General features: G+C 73.0%; 10 protein-coding genes. All 10 read left to right on the top strand.

What is annotated here, in order from left to right; all coding sequences use genetic code 11:
- The first annotated feature begins 198 nt into the window (after window positions 1–198).
- The 10 genes from PX52LOC_RS22585 to PX52LOC_RS22540 all read left to right on the top strand — a co-directional run bounded on the left by PX52LOC_RS22585 (window position 199) and on the right by PX52LOC_RS22540 (window position 17,435).
- Window positions 199–2,754, top strand: coding sequence for a hypothetical protein (locus PX52LOC_RS22585; RefSeq protein WP_149112217.1), 2,556 nt, complete (start codon window positions 199–201; stop codon window positions 2,752–2,754).
- A 493-nt stretch (window positions 2,755–3,247) separates the two neighbouring features.
- Complete coding sequence (locus PX52LOC_RS22580) at window positions 3,248–4,678, top strand: hypothetical protein (RefSeq protein WP_149112216.1); 1,431 nt, start codon at window positions 3,248–3,250, stop codon at window positions 4,676–4,678.
- A 185-nt stretch (window positions 4,679–4,863) separates the two neighbouring features.
- Window positions 4,864–6,267 (top strand): flavin monoamine oxidase family protein, encoded by a 1,404-nt coding sequence (locus PX52LOC_RS22575; RefSeq protein WP_149112215.1) that lies wholly within the window; start codon window positions 4,864–4,866, stop codon window positions 6,265–6,267.
- Window positions 6,268–6,680: 413 nt separating this feature from the next.
- Entirely contained in the window at window positions 6,681–7,889 is a 1,209-nt protein-coding gene (locus tag PX52LOC_RS22570) for a DNA modification methylase (RefSeq protein WP_149112214.1), read from the top strand.
- Window positions 7,890–7,960: 71 nt separating this feature from the next.
- On the top strand, window positions 7,961–8,341 hold the full coding sequence (locus PX52LOC_RS22565) for a hypothetical protein (protein ID WP_149112213.1): 381 nt from the start codon (window positions 7,961–7,963) through the stop codon (window positions 8,339–8,341).
- Window positions 8,342–8,356: 15 nt separating this feature from the next.
- A complete protein-coding gene (locus tag PX52LOC_RS22560; RefSeq protein WP_149112212.1) occupies window positions 8,357–8,590 on the top strand; it encodes a hypothetical protein in 234 nt (77 codons plus the stop codon).
- A gap of 188 nt (window positions 8,591–8,778) precedes the next feature.
- A complete protein-coding gene (locus tag PX52LOC_RS22555) occupies window positions 8,779–10,005 on the top strand; it encodes a patatin-like phospholipase family protein (protein WP_149112211.1) in 1,227 nt (408 codons plus the stop codon).
- A gap of 355 nt (window positions 10,006–10,360) precedes the next feature.
- Entirely contained in the window at window positions 10,361–10,678 is a 318-nt protein-coding gene (locus PX52LOC_RS22550; protein ID WP_149112210.1) for a hypothetical protein, read from the top strand.
- A gap of 176 nt (window positions 10,679–10,854) precedes the next feature.
- The gene (locus PX52LOC_RS22545) at window positions 10,855–14,580 is read left to right on the top strand and encodes a PAS domain S-box protein (RefSeq protein ID WP_168219145.1); all 3,726 of its coding nucleotides are present in this window, start codon (window positions 10,855–10,857) and stop codon (window positions 14,578–14,580) included.
- A gap of 338 nt (window positions 14,581–14,918) precedes the next feature.
- On the top strand, window positions 14,919–17,435 hold the full coding sequence (locus PX52LOC_RS22540; RefSeq protein WP_149112208.1) for an ATP-binding cassette domain-containing protein: 2,517 nt from the start codon (window positions 14,919–14,921) through the stop codon (window positions 17,433–17,435).
- Window positions 17,436–17,631: the final 196 nt, after the last annotated feature.

Genomic DNA, 17,631 nt, shown 5'->3' with positions numbered 1-17,631 from the left:
GGACACTTCGCCGGCCGCCGAGGCCCCTCAGATCGCCGCCGGGTGCCGGGCGCTCATCGCCCCGGACCAGGTCGTCGAGCTCCGGGCCCTGGGCGTGCCGAGCGGCGGGACTGGACGTGCACGTGCACCGGGTACTTCGCCGCCGACCGCCTCGACGACCTCGCCCGGGCGGCCGTCGGGTACCGGGCGGCCAAGGGCGTGTACTGGACGCTCAACCCCGTCCGCCCGGACCTCCTCGCCCGGCGGGCCAACCGGGCCGCTCGCGCGGCCCGGGGGGACGCGGCGGGCGACGCCGACGTCCTCGCCCGCCGGTGGGTGCTCGTCGACCTCGACCCGCGGCGGCCGGCCAACATCTCGGCCACCGCCGCCGAGAAGCGGCACGCCGCCGACCTGGCGCTCCGCATCCGGGACGACCTCCACGCCCGGGGCTGGCCGGAACCCGTCGTGGCCGACAGCGGCAACGGGTACAACCTCCTGTACCGCGTGGACCTGCCGGCCGACGACGGCGGCCTCGTGAAGCGGGTGTTGGCCGCACTGGCCGGGCGGTTCGACACGGCGGACGCCCACGTCGACCGGACGGTCCACAACCCGGCCCGGATCTGCAAGGTCCCGGGGACGTGGGCCCGGAAGGGGGACGACACGCCCGACCGGCCGCACCGCCGCAGCCGCCTCCTGCACGTCCCGGACGCCCTCGTCGCCGTCGACCGGACTCTGCTCGACGCCGTGGCCGGGCCGGACGCGCCGCCCCCGCCGCCGGCGACGGCTCGGCCGACGGGCCCGCGATCCGCGGGCCCGGGCGGGTGGGACCGGCGGCTGAACGTCGCCGGGTGGCTGACCGACGCCGGCGTCGCGTTCCGGGTGAAGGCCGAGCCGGACGCCCACGGCCGGACCGTGTACGTGCTCGCCCGGTGCCCGTTCGACCCCGCCCACGCCGACCCGGACGCCTGCGTCATGCAGACCGAGGACGGCCGGCTGTCCGCCCGGTGCTTCCACAACTCGTGCGCCGGCCGCGGGTGGCAGGCGTTCAAGGCGGCCATCGGCCCGCCCCGCCGCCGGCACTACGAAGTGCAGGGCTTACCGCCGTCGGCCGACGGCCCGACTCGGCGTGGACCTGCGGGACCGATCCCCAGCGCCCCGCCGGCGGGCGGACCGCCGCACGACGATTCCGCGGGCGACGACGGCCCGCCGGACGACCCGCCCGACGACCCGGACGGCGGCGGGCCGGCTCGCCTTCCGGCGATCATCGTCAACGACCGACAACTGCCCGACGTCACGTGCGACGCCTTGGCCGCCCTCGCCGCGGTCAACGACCCGCCCGTGATCTTCCAGGCCGGCGGCGTCCTCACCCGCGTCCGGGCCGGGGACGACGACGACCCGTGGCGGCTCGAGCCCCTGACCGACAGTGCGCTCAAGGGCGTCATGGCCCGCACCGCCCGGTGGTACGAGGTGCGGACCGGCGGCCAAGGCGTCGAGCACGTCGACGCCTCCCCGCCCATGGAGGTCGTCAAGGACGTCGCCACCCTGCCGCACTGGGCCGTGCCCAAGTTGCGGGCCGTCGTCGAGGCCCCCGTGTTCCTGCCCGACGGCACCCTCGCCCTCGCCCCCGGGTACCACCCGGCCGGCCAGCTGTGGTACGCCCCGGCCGGCGGCCTCGCCATCCCGCCCGTCCCCGTCCACCCGACTACCGCCGACATCGCCGCCGCCCGCGCGTTGATCCTCGACGACCTCCTCGGCGACTTCCCGTTCGCCGACGCGGCCGGCCGGGCCCACGCCGTGGCCGTGCTCGTGGTGGCCTTCGCCCGCCACCTGATCGCCGGCCCGACGCCGCTCCACCTGGTCGACGCCCCGACCGAGGGCACCGGCAAGACGCTCTTGGTGAAGGTCCTGTTGTGGGTCGTCCTCGGCCGCGACGCCCCGGCCATACCCGAGGCCGAGAACGACGCCGAGTGGCGGAAGCGGATCACCGCGGCGCTGGTCGAGGGGCGGCCGTGCCTGGTCCTGGACAACCTGAACCAGGCCGTCGACTCCGGCAGCCTGGCCTCCGCCTTGACGACCGAGACGTGGTCCGACCGCCTGCTCGGCGTGTCGAAGATGGTCCAGGTCCGGAACCGGGCCGTGTGGATCGGCACCGGCAACAACGTCGCCCTGTCGCGGGAGCTCGTCCGCCGGACCCTGTGGTGCCGGCTGGACGCCGGGGTGGAGCGGCCGGCCGAGCGGACCGGGTTCCGCCACCCGCACTTGCTCGCGTGGGTGCGAGAGAACCGCGGCCGACTGGTCGCCGCCGTCCTCACCCTCGTCCAGGGCTGGCTCGCGCGGGGCCGGCCGCCGGGGTCGCAGACGATGGGCATGTACGAGTCGTGGGCGGAGGTGGTCGGCGGCGTGCTGGACGTGGCCGGCGTCCCCGGCCTACTCGCCAACCGCGACACGTTCCGGGACGCCCAGCAACCGGCCGACGACTGGCCGGCCTTCCTGCACGCCTGGTGGGCCGCCCACCAGGGCAAAGCCGTCGGGGTGGCCGCCCTGTTCGACCTGGCAGTGCGGGGGAAGTACCTGGACGGCGTGCTCGGGGACGGGTCGGTCCAGAGCCAGCGGTGCCGGCTGGGCCGGGCCGTCACGAAAATGGTGGACCGGGTGCAAGGCGAGTACCGGGTCCGCCTCGGCGACCCGGACAACTGCCGCCGCCAGCAGTACCGCCTCCAGTGCTCCGACCGGGCGGCGGCGTACCAGGAGGTGGCCGAAACGATCGTCCGCTGAGCCGGCCCGCAACACCAGGCTAGGCCGTCGGATTTGGGCCCCGTCGCGTACCACGCGCGGCGACGGTGGCCGATTTCGGGGCATCGGTTCGCCCCTCCGACCCGTCACGTCTCCGTCCTTCATTCCGTTTCGCGGATGTCGAACAGGTTTGGGCAGGCTTCTGCAGGTTTCCCCCGTGAAACCTGCAAGCAGCAAACCCTTTAAAGACAATATCTTGCGTTCACTTCCGCAGGTTTCGCAGGTTTCTACCCGGTCCGACCTCTCGCGCGTGCGTGTGCGAGCCCGTGTGTGTGTAAGGACTTGGCCGAAACCTGCGAAACCTGCGTTTTTCGCTGCAACTGCCTGTCGGGGTACAGATTACGGCGGGCAGGTTTCTCCCCCGAAACCTGCAGAAACCTGCGAAACCTGCCCGCGAAGGTCTCGTCCGGATCGCGGCCCTCGCGGCACGACCGCCGTACGATAACCCCCTCCCGAAAGCCGCGAGGGTTTGACCGTGCTCCCGTGCCTGCTCGTGATCGCCGCCGCCGGCCTCCCCGCCCCGATCGACGTCGGCGGCCGAAAGCAGTTGTTCGTCGACGACAAGTTCCTCGCCGCCCGCCACCGGGTCGACCTGCGGGTCAACCCGCCCCAGAAGCTCGGCCCCCTCAAGGACGCGGACGGCAAGCCCTTCCGGGGTCACGTCGCCCGCGTCATCGACGACGGCGGCACGGCCCGGCTGTACCTCGGCCACAAGAACGTGGAGGTGCTCGAGAGCGCCGACGGGCGGACCTTCCGCCGGACCGGCCGGAAGCTCCCCGGCGGCCTGTTCCCCACGCCCTTCCTCGACCCCCACGACCCCGACCCGGCCCGCCGGTACAAGCTGTTCCACCTCGAATTCGACGACCCGTTCGACCCGGCCAAGCACGGCGTGTACGCCAGCACGTCGGCCGACGGCGTCACGTTCACCAAGGCCGGCCGGGTGCTGCCGTACTTCCCGGACAACCCGACGATCGCCCACTGGGACGGGCGGCGCGACAAGTACGTGGTGTACACCCGGGCGTTCGACTACGGGTCGGAGAACCAGCGGCGGGTCGGGCGGATCGAGGCCGACGACCTGCTGAAGCCGTGGCCGTACGCGAAGGCCGATGACCGCCGCCCGTTCCCGTCGATCGCGACCCTGCCGGTCGTGTACTCGGCCGACCGAGAGGACGACCCGCACTCGGACGTGTACTACAGCGCGGCCGGGCCGTACCCGTGGGCGGACGGCGTGCACCTCATGTTCCCGGCCCACTTCCGCCACTTCTCCCCGAACCGGCACGCCTTCGTCGTCCCGCCCGCCCCCGGCCGGTGGGAGGACTTCGGCCCGCTGGAGGTGCAACTGGCGGTCAGCCGGGACGGCGTCGCGTGGACGCGGCCGGAGCGGACGGCGTACATCCCGCCCGGGCTGGCCGACGAGTGGGACCGGTGGTACGCGGTGGCCGCCCCCGGGTTCGTCCGGCGGGGGAATTACGTGTACCAGTACTACTACTCGTCCGGCCGGCTGCACGACTCGGCCGTCCTCCGGCCGGAGTACGCCAAGGCCGCCGAGGCCGAGGGCGGGGTGGGGGTGGTGCGGCAGCGGTTGGACGGGTACGTGTCGGCCGACGCCGACCACCGGGGCGGGTGGCTGACGACCCCGCCGGTGGTGTTCCAGGGCACGCGACTGCGACTGAACGTCGACACCGGGTCGGCGGGCACCGCGTTTGTTGAGTTGCAAGACGCCGGCGGGACGCCGGTCCCGGGGTTCGCCCTGTCGGACTGCGAAGAGATCGGCGGCAACTTCGTGGACCAGCGCGTGTACTGGAAGGGGACGGCGGACGTGTCGGCCCTGGCGGGGAAGCCGGTTCGGATCCACGTCCGGATGAAGCGGGCGAAGTTGTACGCCTTCCAGTTCACCCGGGACTGACGGGGCGCACGGCCTCCTTCCCGGCCCTGACTCCGTGGGAAGTCGGTGGTGCGTACCCGTCCGCCCGGGACCGAGTGAACCGCGCACCGCGCCCCCCACCCGCCCCGGCGGGAGACGCCCCGTGCCTCCGGCCGCCACCCCGGGTACACTGGTCGGAACGGGGTTACGGCCCCGAGGGGGGGGCCATGACCGACAATGAGGCCGAGCACGGCGTACCGCGGCGGGCGTTCCTGATCGCCGCGGCGGCGGCCGCGGCGGGACCGGTTGCTGCCGCCGACCCGCCCACCCGCGAGGTGGACGTCGCCGTCGTCGGGGCCGGGCTGGCCGGGCTGACCGCGGCCCGCGAGCTCCGCCGGCACAAGGTGACGGTGTGCGTGATCGAGGCCCGGGACCGCGTCGGCGGCCGCACGCTCGACCACCCGATCGGCGGCGGGCACGTCGTCGAGGGCGGCGGCCAGTGGGCCGGGCCGACCCAGACGGCCGTCCTCGGGCTGGCCAAGGACCTCGGCGTCGACACGTTCCAGACGCACGCGACGGGCAAGACCGTCGTCCACGCCGGCGGCGCCCGCCTGACCGTGGCCGCGGGCGAGGGCGGCGGCCGCGACCTCCGGAGGGCGAAGGACAAGCTCGACGCGCTGGCCCGCGAGGTGCCGCTGGCCGACCCGTGGGCGGCGAAGCGGGCGAAGGAGTGGGACGCGGTCACCGTCGCCGACTGGCTGAAGGCGAACGCCGGGGCCGCCGCCCGGGACGAGCTCGGGCTGGAGGTGGAGACCGCCCTCGGCCCGCCGGCCAGGACGTCGCTGCTCTGGTTCCTGTTCTACGTCCACTCGGCCGGCGGCCTCCACGCCCTGAACGTCGGGGCCCAGGAACTGCGGTTCCAGGGCGGCCCGCAGGCCCTCTCGAAGAAGCTCGCGGCCGCCCTCGGGGCGGACCTGGTCCTGGCCTCGCCGGTCTCGAAGGTCGACCACGGCGGGGGCGGGGTGGTCGTCGAGTCCAAGCTCGTCCGGGTGAAGGCCAAGCGGGCGGTGGTGGCGATGATGCCGGCCGACGCCGGGCGGATCGCGTTCGCGCCCGACCTCCCGGCCGCGCGGGCCGGGCTGGTGAAGAAGTGGGTCGGCGAGCCGGGGTTCAAGGTGAACGCCGTGTACCCGACGCCGTTCTGGCGGGCGGCCGGGCTGAGCGGGCTGGCGGTCAGCGACCGCGGGCCGGCCGGGGTGACGTTCGACAACTCCCCGCCGGACGGGTCGAAGGGCGTCGTCGTCGTGTTCCTCGACCCGAAGAAGGCCCCGAAGGGCGCGGCGGCGAGGAAGAAGGCCGTGGTGGACGACCTCGTCGCCCTGTTCGGCAAGGGGGCGAACGCGCCGGCCGCGTACGTCGAGACGGACTGGGCCGGGGAGGCGTGGACGGCCGGGTGCGTGTCGCCCCTGCCGCCGGGGGTGCTGACGGCGTACGGCGCCGCCCTCCGCGCCCCGGTCGGGACGGTCCACTGGGCGGGGGCGGAGACGTCCGACGTGTGGTGCGGGTACATGGACGGGGCCGTGCGGTCGGGCGTCCGGGCCGCCGACGAGGTGCGGAAGGCGCTGTCGTAGGCGGCCCCCGGTCGGGACGGGGCCTCGTTGCTATCGCCACGAAGTGGGCGGCGACCCTTCGAGAACAAGCGACCACGTTCGCAAGGCCGCGGCCTGGACCCCAACCGGCCGGACGCGACGCACGCCACGACCGGGGGGGGCCGACCGGCCCAAGTCGCACGGGTCCTTCCTGGGCCCGTTCACGTTCCACCCCACGCGGAAAGATCAAAGACTTAGACAGACTTGCTTTCTTCGCCCCCCGCCGCACAACCGCCGACCGTGACGCCGGTTGTGCGACGCACGGGCATGGGGTATAATCTCCCGAGCAGCTCGCCGCACGTCCTCGTGGGAGGACGGGGTGGCGGGCCGGCGGCCAAGCACCCGGCACCACGGCCGGGCCGAACGAACGTCCCTGTTCCTTCGAGGCCCCGCCGATGCTCGTCCAGATGCGCGACATCTCCTCCATCACCCCATACGAACACAACCCCCGGATCAACGCCGCCGCCGTCGACCCCGTCGCCGAGTCCATCGCTACGTTCGGCTGGCAGCAGCCGATCGTCGTGGACGCGGCCAGCGTCATCGTCGTCGGCCACACCCGGTACAAGGCCGCCCTCAAGCTCGGCCTGACCGTCGTCCCCGTGCACGTCGCCACCGACCTCACCCCGGCCCAGGCCAAGGCGTACCGCCTGGCCGACAACCGCACCGCCGCCATCGCCACGTGGGACGACGGCAAACTGGTGGCCGAACTCCTCGCCCTCCAAGGCACGGACGTCGACCTCGCGTCCATCGGGTTCACGGCCGACGAACTGGCCGACCTGCTGAAAGCCGACGAGCCCGCACATCCCGGCGACCCGGACGCCGTCCCCGATCCGCCGGCCGACCCCGTCACCCGCCCGGGCGACCTGTGGCTCCTCGGCCGCCACCGCCTCCTGTGCGGCGACGCCACCGACCCGGCCGTTCTCGCCCGCGTGCTGGATGGGACGCCGGCCGACCTGCTCCTCACCGACCCGCCGTACAACGTCGCCTACGAGGGCAAGACGGCCGACAAGCTCACCCTCGCCAACGACGCCATGGCCGGCGACGACGACCGCCGGTTCCTCGCCCGCGCCCTGGCCGCCGCCAACGGCGTCCTCCGCCCGGGGGCGGCGTTCCACCTCTGGCACGCCGACCTCGAAGGACTCAACGCCCGGGCCGCGTGCGGGGACGCCGGGTTGCAAGTGCGGCAGTGCCTCGTGTGGGTCAAGTCGGCGTTCGCCTTGGGCCGGTTCGACTACCACTGGAAGCACGAGCCGTGCCTGTACGGGTGGGCCGACGGGGCCGCCCACACCTGGCTGTCCGACCGCGCCCAGACGACCGTCCTCGAATTCGACCGCCCCGCCAAGAACGACGTCCACCCGACCATGAAGCCCGTGGATTTGTTCGCCGACCTGATCGGCAACTCGTGCCCCAACGGCGGCGTCGTCCTCGACCCGTTCGCCGGGTCCGGGACGACCCTCGTGGCCGCGGAACACACGGGACGAACGGCCGCCCTCGTCGAACTCGACCCCCGGTACTGTGACGTCGTGGTCCGCCGGTACGAGGACCTGACCGGCCAACCGGCCGAGCGCGTTCCCGCCGAAGACGCCGTCCCGGCATCGGTGTGACCCGCCCCGAGGCCCGTAAAACCCACCACGAGCAACCACGAGCGACCACTTTGCCCCTGCGGAGCCCGCCGATGGCGACCCAAGCCGGCCGGAAGACGGCCGACGACCACCTGATCCTCGCCCTCGCCTGCGGGGCCACCCAGGAGGCCGCCGCGACCAAGGCCGGCCTCGGCGTCACCACCGTCCGCCGCCGCCTCCAGGACCCCGACTTCGTCCGCCGCCTCCGGGCCGTCCAGGCCGACATCGTCGCCCGCACGGCCGCCGCCCTCACGGCCGCCGCCACCGAGTCCGTCCGGACCCTCCTCGACCTCCAGAAGCCGGGCACCCCGCCGGCCACCCGACTGGGGGCCGCACGGGCCGTGCTGGAGCTGGGGCTGAAGGTCCGGGAGGTCGTCGAGCTCGAGGCCCGCATCGCCGCCCTGGAGTCCCACGTCGACGGCGACGGCCGGTAGCCGGAGGGCGGCGCGATGCGGTTCCACCAGCGGGTCGGTCGATTGGCGAAGCGGGTGCGGGCGGGGAATTCTGACGCCGGACCCTTCACGATCTTCCTCGTCGAGGCGACGGCCGATCGGCCGGTCGGCGTGCGGGTGGTGTGGGGCGGGATCGCCCGCGAGATCTGCTACGACGCGGCCCACGGCCCGCCGCCCCTGCCCCCGGGCGGGCCGCACAAACTCATCCTCGGCCCCGCGTTCGACGTGTGAGGACGATTGGGGTTGAAATTCCCATCCCGATTCTCAGGATCGGATCTGCCAAGTTACCGAAGGGCCAAAATCATCGCCACCCGCAGAATCGTTGGCTCGCGACGAGATTGTTGTCGGATTTCCTCAACTTTGCGGCGGCCGCGTTGCGGAGGGGAGAAGCGGCTACCGCCACCCACTAACATCGCAGCATGGCCCCATCCGTCGCAATTATCGGTGTGACACTCCTGTCCGCGGTGGCCGGATGCCACACGTCCCGAGGTCCGCTCGCCCGGGCGGCGTCGCCCACGGACGTCGGCTTGAACACCCGAGATGTCGTTGACCCGGTCGCGCAACCCTTGGCCGACGCGGCGCTGACGACCCTCGACGCGAGCACGCCCGCCCGCGAGGCCGGCGACGCCGCCCGGGAGCGGGCGGGGGCGGCCGCCCAGGACGCCCGCCACGTCCTGTGCCTGTCGGGCGGCGGGTCGTACGGCGCGTACGCGGCGGGCGTCCTGTGCGGCTGGACGCAGTCCGGCCGGCGGCCGGCGTTCGACGTGGTCACCGGCATTAGCACCGGGGCCTTAATCGCCCCGTTCGCGTTCCTGGGCCCTCGGTACGACGGGGCCATCCGCCACTTCTACACCGAGACGCGGACCCGCGACGTTTATGTCAAGCGGCCCGTGCGGGGTCTATTCAGCGAGGCCCTGGCCGACGACGCACCCCTCCGCCGGACGATCGACGGGATGGTGACGTGGGGATTCGTCGCGGACATCGCCGCCGCCCACCGGGAGGGCCGACGGCTGTACGTCGGCACGACGGAACTGGAAGGCCGGCGGTTCATCGTCTGGGACGTCGGCGGCATTGCGTGCCGCGGCCGCCCGGACGACCGGGCACTGATCTGCGACGTCCTCGCCGCGTCGGCCGCGATCCCGGGCTTCTTCCCGCCCGTTCGGATCCCGGTCAGCATCGACGGTCGGGTGCTCGCGGAAAAGCACGGCGACGGCGGCGTGACGCAGGGCATCTTCTTCCGCCCCCCGTGGCCGCCGGACCGGCCGGCCGCCGGCACGCGGGTGTGGTGCGTGGTGGCCGGCAAACTCTACGCCGACCCGGCCCCGCTCCGACCCCGCGCGCTGGCCATTGCCGGCCGCAGCCTCTCGGACATCATCTTCGCCCAGACGCGGGGCGACCTCCAGCGGATCTACACGCTCGCGCAACTCAACGGGATGGACTTCCAGATGACTGCGATAGCCGACGACTTCCCGGCCCCGGCCGAGAGTACGGAGTTCAACCCCCCGGAGCTGCGGGCGATGTTCGACGAAGGGTTTCGGCAAGCGCAGTCCGGTCGGGCGTGGCGGGGGACGCCGCCCGGCGTCGCCCCGGGCGAGGCACCTCGAGAGCGGGCCGGCACCTGCCTGACGGAGGTGCCGAAGAGGTGACCATGGAGCTTAGGGAGTTGGTTTGGTCGAGGGAAGGAACGATCGGGCGGTAGTGGATCCGCTCGGCCGGGACGCGTGCCTCCCAGCGGGGTCGGTTCGACGAAAGCGTCCGGTGAGTCGGTCTATCTGAGGGCGTCAGGGTCGGGCGTCGCGGAGTCTATGACAGTCGCCACCGCTTTGCAAGTGGGCAGGCCCCGTGAGCGGGACGGATCAGGACCGAATAGACGAGCAGCGGGCGGATAAAATTGGCGACGACGGGGCTTCCGTCGTCGCCCCCGGGCGGGCCGCACAAACTCATCCTCGGCCGCGCCCTGAAAGTGTGAAACTCGCCTTCGACGTGTGAGAGGGAGACCGGATGTCGGCGCGGCTGCGGCGGGTGAAGCGGATCGAGGCGGCGGTCCGGCGGGAGAACCCGCCCCCGGCGTGGCCGGGCGTCGTATTCGTCCTCGAGGCTACCCCCGACCGGCCGCCGGGCCGGTGGGTCCGCCCGGACGGGGCGACCGAGGTCCTCGTCTACGACCCGGCCGGGCCCAAGCCCGACGTCCGGTTCCCCGGCAACCCACTCGTCCTCGGCGGCGACATCGACCCCTTCGCCCGCGACCCCGAACTCCGGGCGGCGTGGCGGTTCGTCCGGGCTGGCGAAGCTGGGACAAATCAGAGTGTTCTAAAATGAATGTTCACGTTCCGCTCCCCGGGATATTTCGGCCGCGCCAGGAAATCTTAAGATGTTCGGGCAAAGTTCTCGCGGCGACTCAACGGGCATTCGTGCCTGAACTCCGGGGTCTCCCCCGCGCGACTATACTGTTTCGTTGCACGTACCCGTCGAGCCCCGTCGATCGTCCGGAATCCATGCCGAACACACGTACCGTCGTCCCCGCCACCTCGTGTCCAGAGCCAACAACCCACGCGGTCGCACGATTTCGCGCCCTCCTCGCACGGAGCCTTGACCCGGTCCTTTTGTTCGGGCCGGACGGCGCGATCCTCCACGCCACCCCGGCCGGGGCCGAGATCATGGGATACCGGCCGGACGAGTTAGAGGGGACCAGCGGCCCCGGCCTCATCCACCCCGACGACCAAGACCGGATCGGGGCAGAGATGGTGGCGGTCCTGGCGACCCCCGACGCCACGGCCGCCGTGGAGTACCGGGCGCGGCACCGGGACGGGACTTGGCGGTGGCTGGAGGCCCGGGCCGTCAACCTGCTACACGAGCCCGACGTGGGCTCGCTCGTCGTCAGCTTCCGGGACGTGACCCGCCGCCGCGAGGCCGAGGAGGAACTGCGGGCGAGCGAGCGGCGGTTCCGCGCCCTGGTCGAGAACAGCGCCGACGCGGTCGAGGTGCTCGCGGCCGACGGCACCATCCTGTACGCCACCCCGTCCGTCGTGCGGACCGGCGGCCGGACCGCCGACGAGGTCGTCGGGCGGAACGCGTTCGCGTGGGGCCACCCGGACGACGCGGCCGGGCTCGCCGCCGCGCACGCGCGGTTCCTGGCCGAGCCGGGGGCGGTGACGAGCGGCGAGTACCGCTACCAACACAAGGACGGGTCGTGGCGGTGGGTCGCGGCCACGTGCACCAACCGCCTGGGCGACCCGGCCGTCGGCGGGGTGGTCGTGAACCTCCGCGACGTGACCGAGCGGGTGCGGACCGAGGCGGTCCTCCGCGGGGCCATGGAGGCCAGCCTCGACGCCGTCTTCATCCTGGCGTGCGAGCGGGGCGGCGGCCGGGTCGAGGACTTCCGGTTCGCCGACGTGAACGCCAACGGGGCCGCACTCCTGGACACGGACCGGGCGGCCGTTCTGGGGCGACGGCTGTGCGACGTCCATCCGGTAAACCGGACGGGCGGCTTCCTCGAGAGGTACGTCCGGGTCGTCGAGACCGGGACGCCGTTGGAGGAGGAGTTCCCGGTCCGAACGCCCGGCGGCCGCGACGTGTGGCTGCGGCACCAGGTCGTGCGGGCCGGCGACGGGGTGGTCATCACCACCCGGGACGTGACCGTCCGAAGGGCGGCGGAGGCGGCCGCCCGCGGGCAGGCCGAACTGCTCCGGACCGTCATCGCCAACATCCCGTGCGGGGTCTTCTGGAAGGATCGAGACTCGGTGTACCTGGGGTGCAACGACCTGTTCGCCCGCAACCACGCCCTACCCAGCCCGGACGCGGTCGTCGGCCGCACCGACGACGAACTCGGCACCCCGGCGGCCCAGGCCGCCGGGTTCCGGGCGTGGGACCGGCGGGTGATGGACGCGGGCGAGCCGGCGCTCGGCGTCGAGGAGGTCCTGACCCGGCCGGACGGGTCCCGGGCGGTCTTGCTGACGGGCAAGGTGCCCCTCCGGGACGCCAGCGGGGCGATCGTCGGGGTACTCGGGGTGTACCAGGACATTACCGACCGCAAGCAAGCCGAGGACGAGTTGCGGCGGCGGGACGACCGCCTGTCCGCGCAGCAGGCGGCACTCCTTTCGCTCGGCCGCGACGTGCTGCGGTCCGGCACCCCGGAGGCCGCCCTCGGCCGGGCGACCGAGGAAGTCGCCCGCACCCTAGGCGTCGGCCGGGTGAGCGTGTGGCGGTACGCCCCCGACCGCCGGGCCATCCGGTGCGCCGACCTGTACGAGGCGGCCGCGGACCGCCACGCGGCCGGGGCGGAACTGACCGCCGAGGCGTACCCGGCCTACTTTCACGCGCTGGACGGGGGCGACGTGGTTCCGGCCGACAACGCGGTCGCGGACCCGCGGACCCGCGAGTTCGCCGCCGACTACCTGACCCCGCTCGGCATCGGCTCGTTGCTCGACGTGACCCTGCGGCCGTTCGGCCAACCCGAGGGCGTCTTGTGCTGCGAGCACGTCGGCCCGCCCCGCCGGTGGGAGGCGGACGAACAGGTGTTCGTGACGGCCGTCGGCAACCTCCTCTCCCTCGCGCAGGAGCGGTGGCAGCGGCAGCGGGCGGAGGGTACAGCCCGGGCGTGGAACGAGCGGTACGAGGCGGCCGTGAAGGCCACCGGCCAAATGCTCTACGAGTGGGACGCGGCGACCGACCGCGTGACGTGGGCCGGCAGTTGCGAGGCGACGCTCGGGTACGCCGAGGCCGACATGCCGCCCGACGTGGGCGGGTGGCGGGCCTGGGTCCACCCGGAAGACCGGGCGGCGTTCGACCGCGAGGCCGGGCGGTCCCTGGCGTCGGGCGACCCGTTCCGGCTCGAGTACCGGGTGCGGCGGCGGGACGGGGCATTTATCGTGGTGGACGACCAAGGGCACTTCCTCTCGCCCGGCGGCGGCCGCCCGGACCGGCAGGTCGGGTTCGTGGTCGACGTGACCGCCCGCAAGCGGTTGGAAGAGCAGTTCCGGCAGGCGCAGAAGATGGAAGCCGTGGGCCAGCTCGCCGGGGGGGTGGCCCACGACTTCAACAACCTGCTCACCGTCATCAACGGGTACGCCGCCCTCATTTTGGAGGAGGTCGCCGCGGGCGACCCGGTGCGGGACTTGATCGGGGAGATCAAGCAGGCCGGCGACCGGGCCGCGGACCTGACCCGGCAGTTGCTCGCGTTCAGCCGCCAGCAACTGCTCCGCCCGCGGCCGTTGGCCCTGAACGACGAGGTGGCCGGGGTGGCCCAGATGCTCCGGCGGGTGATCGGCGAGGACGTGGCGCTGGTCCTCCGGCCGGGTCCGGCGCTGCCCTCCGTGCGGGCCGACCGCGGGCAGGTCGGGCAGGTGCTGATGAACCTGGCGGTAAACGCCCGCGACGCCATGCCGACGGGCGGCACCCTGACCATCGGGACGAGCGCCGTGACCCTCGAGGCCGCGACCACGAGGGACGGGGAGGCGGTCCGCCCCGGCCCGTACGTGCAGCTCTCGGTCGCGGACACGGGGACGGGAATGACCGACGAGGTCCGCCGGCACGCCTTCGAGCCGTTCTTCACCACCAAGGAGCAGGGCAAGGGAACCGGACTGGGGCTGGCCACCGTGTACGGCATCGTCAAGCAGTCGGGCGGCCACGTCGAGGTGGAGAGCGCGGTGGGGGCGGGGACCACGGTCCGCGTCTACCTGCCCGCGGCGGTCGCGGAGGCGGGGGCCGAGGGGGAGAGCGACGAGGGGGCGCCGCCGGGCGGGGAGACGATCCTGCTGGTCGAGGACGAGGCCGGGGTCCGCGGGCTGGTCGATCGGGTTCTGCGGCAGCGGGGGTACACGGTACTGGCCGCGGCCGACGCGGCCGAGGCGATGGAGGTCGCGACCCGGCGCGGGCGGCCCGTCGACCTGCTGTTGACCGACGTGGTCATGCCCGGCCCGAGCGGCCGCGTCCTCGCCGAGGAACTGCAGGCGGGGTGGCCGGAGCTGCGGGTCCTGTTCATGTCCGGGTACACGGCGGACGCGGTCGTCCGGCACGGCGTCGCGTCGGACCGGGCCGACTTCATCCAGAAGCCGTTCACCCCGGACGCCGTGGCCCGCAAGGTGCGCGAAGTGCTCGACGCCGCGGGCACCCGAACGACCCTCGACACCGGCGACCGGCGCCCGGCCTCCCGAGAAGCGGGCGGGCCGCTGTTCCGCGACGGTCGGAGTCGGTCGTCGGACGAGGGCACACAGGCGGTGTGAGGCAGTCGGTGCCCCCGGGTAACGTGCGGTACGAGGGCACCCCGGACGACCTGTGGGACCGGTTTCCCCTTATCACGGTCGGCGGCGGCCCGTCCGTTGGTCCCGGCAATGAGCCGCGGGTCGCGCATCACGATCCGACCACGCCCTGATGGCCCAGAGGCCGGATTGGGAAAAGAAGTTCGTACGCTCCGCGGACGCGGGGCTCTACTCGCGGTACCGATTCTGCACAACATCATCCGGCATCCAGTGTGGCACGATATCGCGGCGTGCCCGTGCCAGGACGGTTGGTGTGCCGGATTCTTCGACAGTGAGCCGCCCGTTGACGGGCAGAACTGATTATGGGCAAGACAGAATCCCACCCCGCCCCGTTGGCGGTCGGCCCCGCCAACGGGTTCGTCCGCGTCCGCGGCGCCCGCGAGCACAACTTGAAGAACGTGAACCTCGACGTGCCGCGGGACGCGCTCGTCGTGTTCACCGGCGTGTCCGGCTCCGGCAAGTCGTCGCTCGCCTTCGGCACCCTGTACGCCGAGGCCCAGCGGCGGTACCTGGAATCGGTCGCCCCCTACGCCCGCCGGCTGTTCCACCAGATGGGCGTGCCGCAGGTCGATTCCATCGACGGCCTGCCGCCGGCCGTCGCCCTTCAGCAGCAGCGGGGCACGCCGACCGCCCGGTCGTCCGTCGGCAGCGTCACCACCCTATCGAACCTGTTGCGGATGCTCTACTCGCGGGCCGGCGACTACCCGCCGGGCCAGCCGCTCCTGTACGCGGAGGCGTTCTCCCCGAACACGGCCGAGGGGGCGTGCCCGACGTGCCACGGCCTCGGCCGCGCATACGACGCGACCGAGGCGTCAATGGTCCCGGACCCGTCGCTCACCATCCGCGAGAAGGCGATCGCGGCGTGGCCGCCGGCGTGGCAGGGGCAGAACCAGCGGGACATCGTCACCACGATGGGCATCGACATCGACGTGCCGTGGCGGGACCTGCCGAAGAAGACCCGCGATTGGCTGCTGTTCACCGACGAGCGGCCGACCGTGCCGGTGTGGCCGCACCAGACGCTCACGCAGGTGGAGGCGGCCCGCGGGCGGAAGGAACCGCCCGACTACCAGGGCACGTTCGTCGGCGCCCGGCGGTACCTGCTGGAGACGTTCGCGAAGTCCGAGAGCGCGGCGATGAAGCGGCGGGTCGCCCAGTACCTCGTCAGCGCCGCCTGTCCGGCGTGCGGCGGCAAGCGGCTGCGGCCGGAGAGCCTCGGCGTCACGTTCGCCGGCCTCGACATCACCGCCCTGTCACGGCTGCCGCTCAAGAAGCTGGCGGCGATCTTCCGCCCGTTCGCCGACGGCAAGGGGAAGGGCCACCGCGGCCACCCGGAGCAGGCCGAGGTGGCGCGGCGGATCGGCGGCGACCTCGTTGCCCGCCTCGGCCCGCTGCTCGACCTGGGCCTCGGCTACCTCACGCTCGACCGCAGCACGCCAACGCTCTCGCCGGGCGAACTCCAGCGGTTGCGGCTGGGCACGCAGGTGCGGTCGAACCTGTTCGGCGTCGTGTACGTCCTCGACGAACCATCCGCCGGCCTGCACCCGGCCGACACGGAGGCGCTGCTGACGTGCCTCGACGGGCTGAAGGCGGCCGGCAACTCGCTGTTCGTGGTCGAGCACGACCCGGACGTGGTCCGGCGGGCCGACTGGATCGTGGACGTGGGCCCAGCCGCCGGCACGGGCGGCGGCCGCATCCTCTACAGCGGCCCGCCCGCCGGCCTGAAGGGTATCTCAGAGTCGCAGACGGCCCGTTATCTGTTCGCGAAACCAACGCCGCGCACCCGCCCGCCGCGCGAGGCGACCGGCTGGCTGCGGCTGGCCGGGGTGACGCGGAACAACCTGGCGGGGCTGGACGCCGCGTTCCCGCTCGGCGTGCTGACGGCCGTGACCGGCGTGTCCGGGTCGGGCAAGTCCACGCTCGTCAGCCAGGCCCTCGTTGAACTCGTCGCCGCCCACCTCGGCCACGCCTCCCCGGACGACGAGGAGGGAGAAGTTTCCACATCGACCGGCGGCCACATCGTCGGCGGGCTGGAGGGCGTCCGCCGGCTGGTCGTCGTGGACCAGAAGCCGATCGGCCGCACGCCGCGGTCGAACTTGGCGACGTACACCGGCCTCTTCGACCACGTCCGCAAGCTGTTCGCCGAGACGAAGGCCGCGAAGGCGCGGCGGTACGACGCCGGCACGTTCTCGTTCAACGTCCCCGGCGGCCGGTGCGAGAACTGCGCGGGCGAAGGGTTCGTCATGGTGGAACTGCTGTTCCTACCGAGCGTGTACAGCCCGTGCCCGGCGTGCGGCGGCAGCCGGTACGCGGCGAAGACGTTGGACGTGAGGTACCGCGACAAGAACATCGCCGACGTGCTGGCAATGACCGTGGACGCGGCCGGCGACTTCTTCGCGGACGACCCCTCGGTCGCCCGGTCGCTGGCGGTGTTGCGGGAGGTCGGCCTCGGCTACCTGCGGCTCGGCCAGCCGGCGACGGAACTGTCCGGCGGCGAGGCCCAGCGGATCAAGCTGGCGACGGAACTTCAGCGGGCCGACCGCGGGGGGACGCTGTACGTCCTCGACGAGCCGACGACCGGCCTCCACCCGGCCGACGTGGACCGCCTGCTCGCCCAGTTCGACCGACTGGTGGACGCCGGCAACACGGTCCTCGCGGTCGAGCACGACCTGCGGGTGATCGCGGCCGCCGACTGGGTGATCGACGTGGGACCCGGGGCCGGCGACGAGGGCGGCCGCATCGTCGCGGCCGGCGTGCCGGCCGCGGTGGCGAGGGCCAAGGGCAGTCGCACCGCTGCGTATCTCGCGGCCGCTCCGGCGTGAGCCGGGCTACCAGGAACTCAACTTCTCAATCGGCCGATCCGCGGCCCCGCCGGGCCCACGGCGTGGATCACTTTGTCGGGCCGGGCGATCCTGCGGCGTCGGGAAAAGTCCTTGTCTCCGGGCGATCGCCGGGTTCGGGCGCAGATGTTGCGGGTCTGCGACCGTAGGCATCGTCACCATTCTTGGAACAAGGACC

It is taken from the genome of Limnoglobus roseus, from assembly GCF_008254045.1.
GTDB classification, from domain to species: Bacteria; Planctomycetota; Planctomycetia; order Gemmatales; family Gemmataceae; genus Limnoglobus; species Limnoglobus roseus.
Note: the sequence above shows the minus strand (reverse complement) of the source record. Positions and strands in the feature narration are given on the sequence as shown.

Coding starts and splice junctions, on each gene's coding strand:
- PX52LOC_RS22575 (WP_149112215.1), top strand. CDS start 4,864: ATGACCGACAATGAGGCCGAGCACGGCGTACCGCGGCGGGCGTTCCTG.
- PX52LOC_RS22570 (WP_149112214.1), top strand. CDS start 6,681: ATGCTCGTCCAGATGCGCGACATCTCCTCCATCACCCCATACGAACAC.
- PX52LOC_RS22565 (WP_149112213.1), top strand. CDS start 7,961: ATGGCGACCCAAGCCGGCCGGAAGACGGCCGACGACCACCTGATCCTC.
- PX52LOC_RS22560 (WP_149112212.1), top strand. CDS start 8,357: ATGCGGTTCCACCAGCGGGTCGGTCGATTGGCGAAGCGGGTGCGGGCG.
- PX52LOC_RS22555 (WP_149112211.1), top strand. CDS start 8,779: ATGGCCCCATCCGTCGCAATTATCGGTGTGACACTCCTGTCCGCGGTG.
- PX52LOC_RS22550 (WP_149112210.1), top strand. CDS start 10,361: ATGTCGGCGCGGCTGCGGCGGGTGAAGCGGATCGAGGCGGCGGTCCGG.
- PX52LOC_RS22545 (WP_168219145.1), top strand. CDS start 10,855: ATGCCGAACACACGTACCGTCGTCCCCGCCACCTCGTGTCCAGAGCCA.
- PX52LOC_RS22540 (WP_149112208.1), top strand. CDS start 14,919: ATGGGCAAGACAGAATCCCACCCCGCCCCGTTGGCGGTCGGCCCCGCC.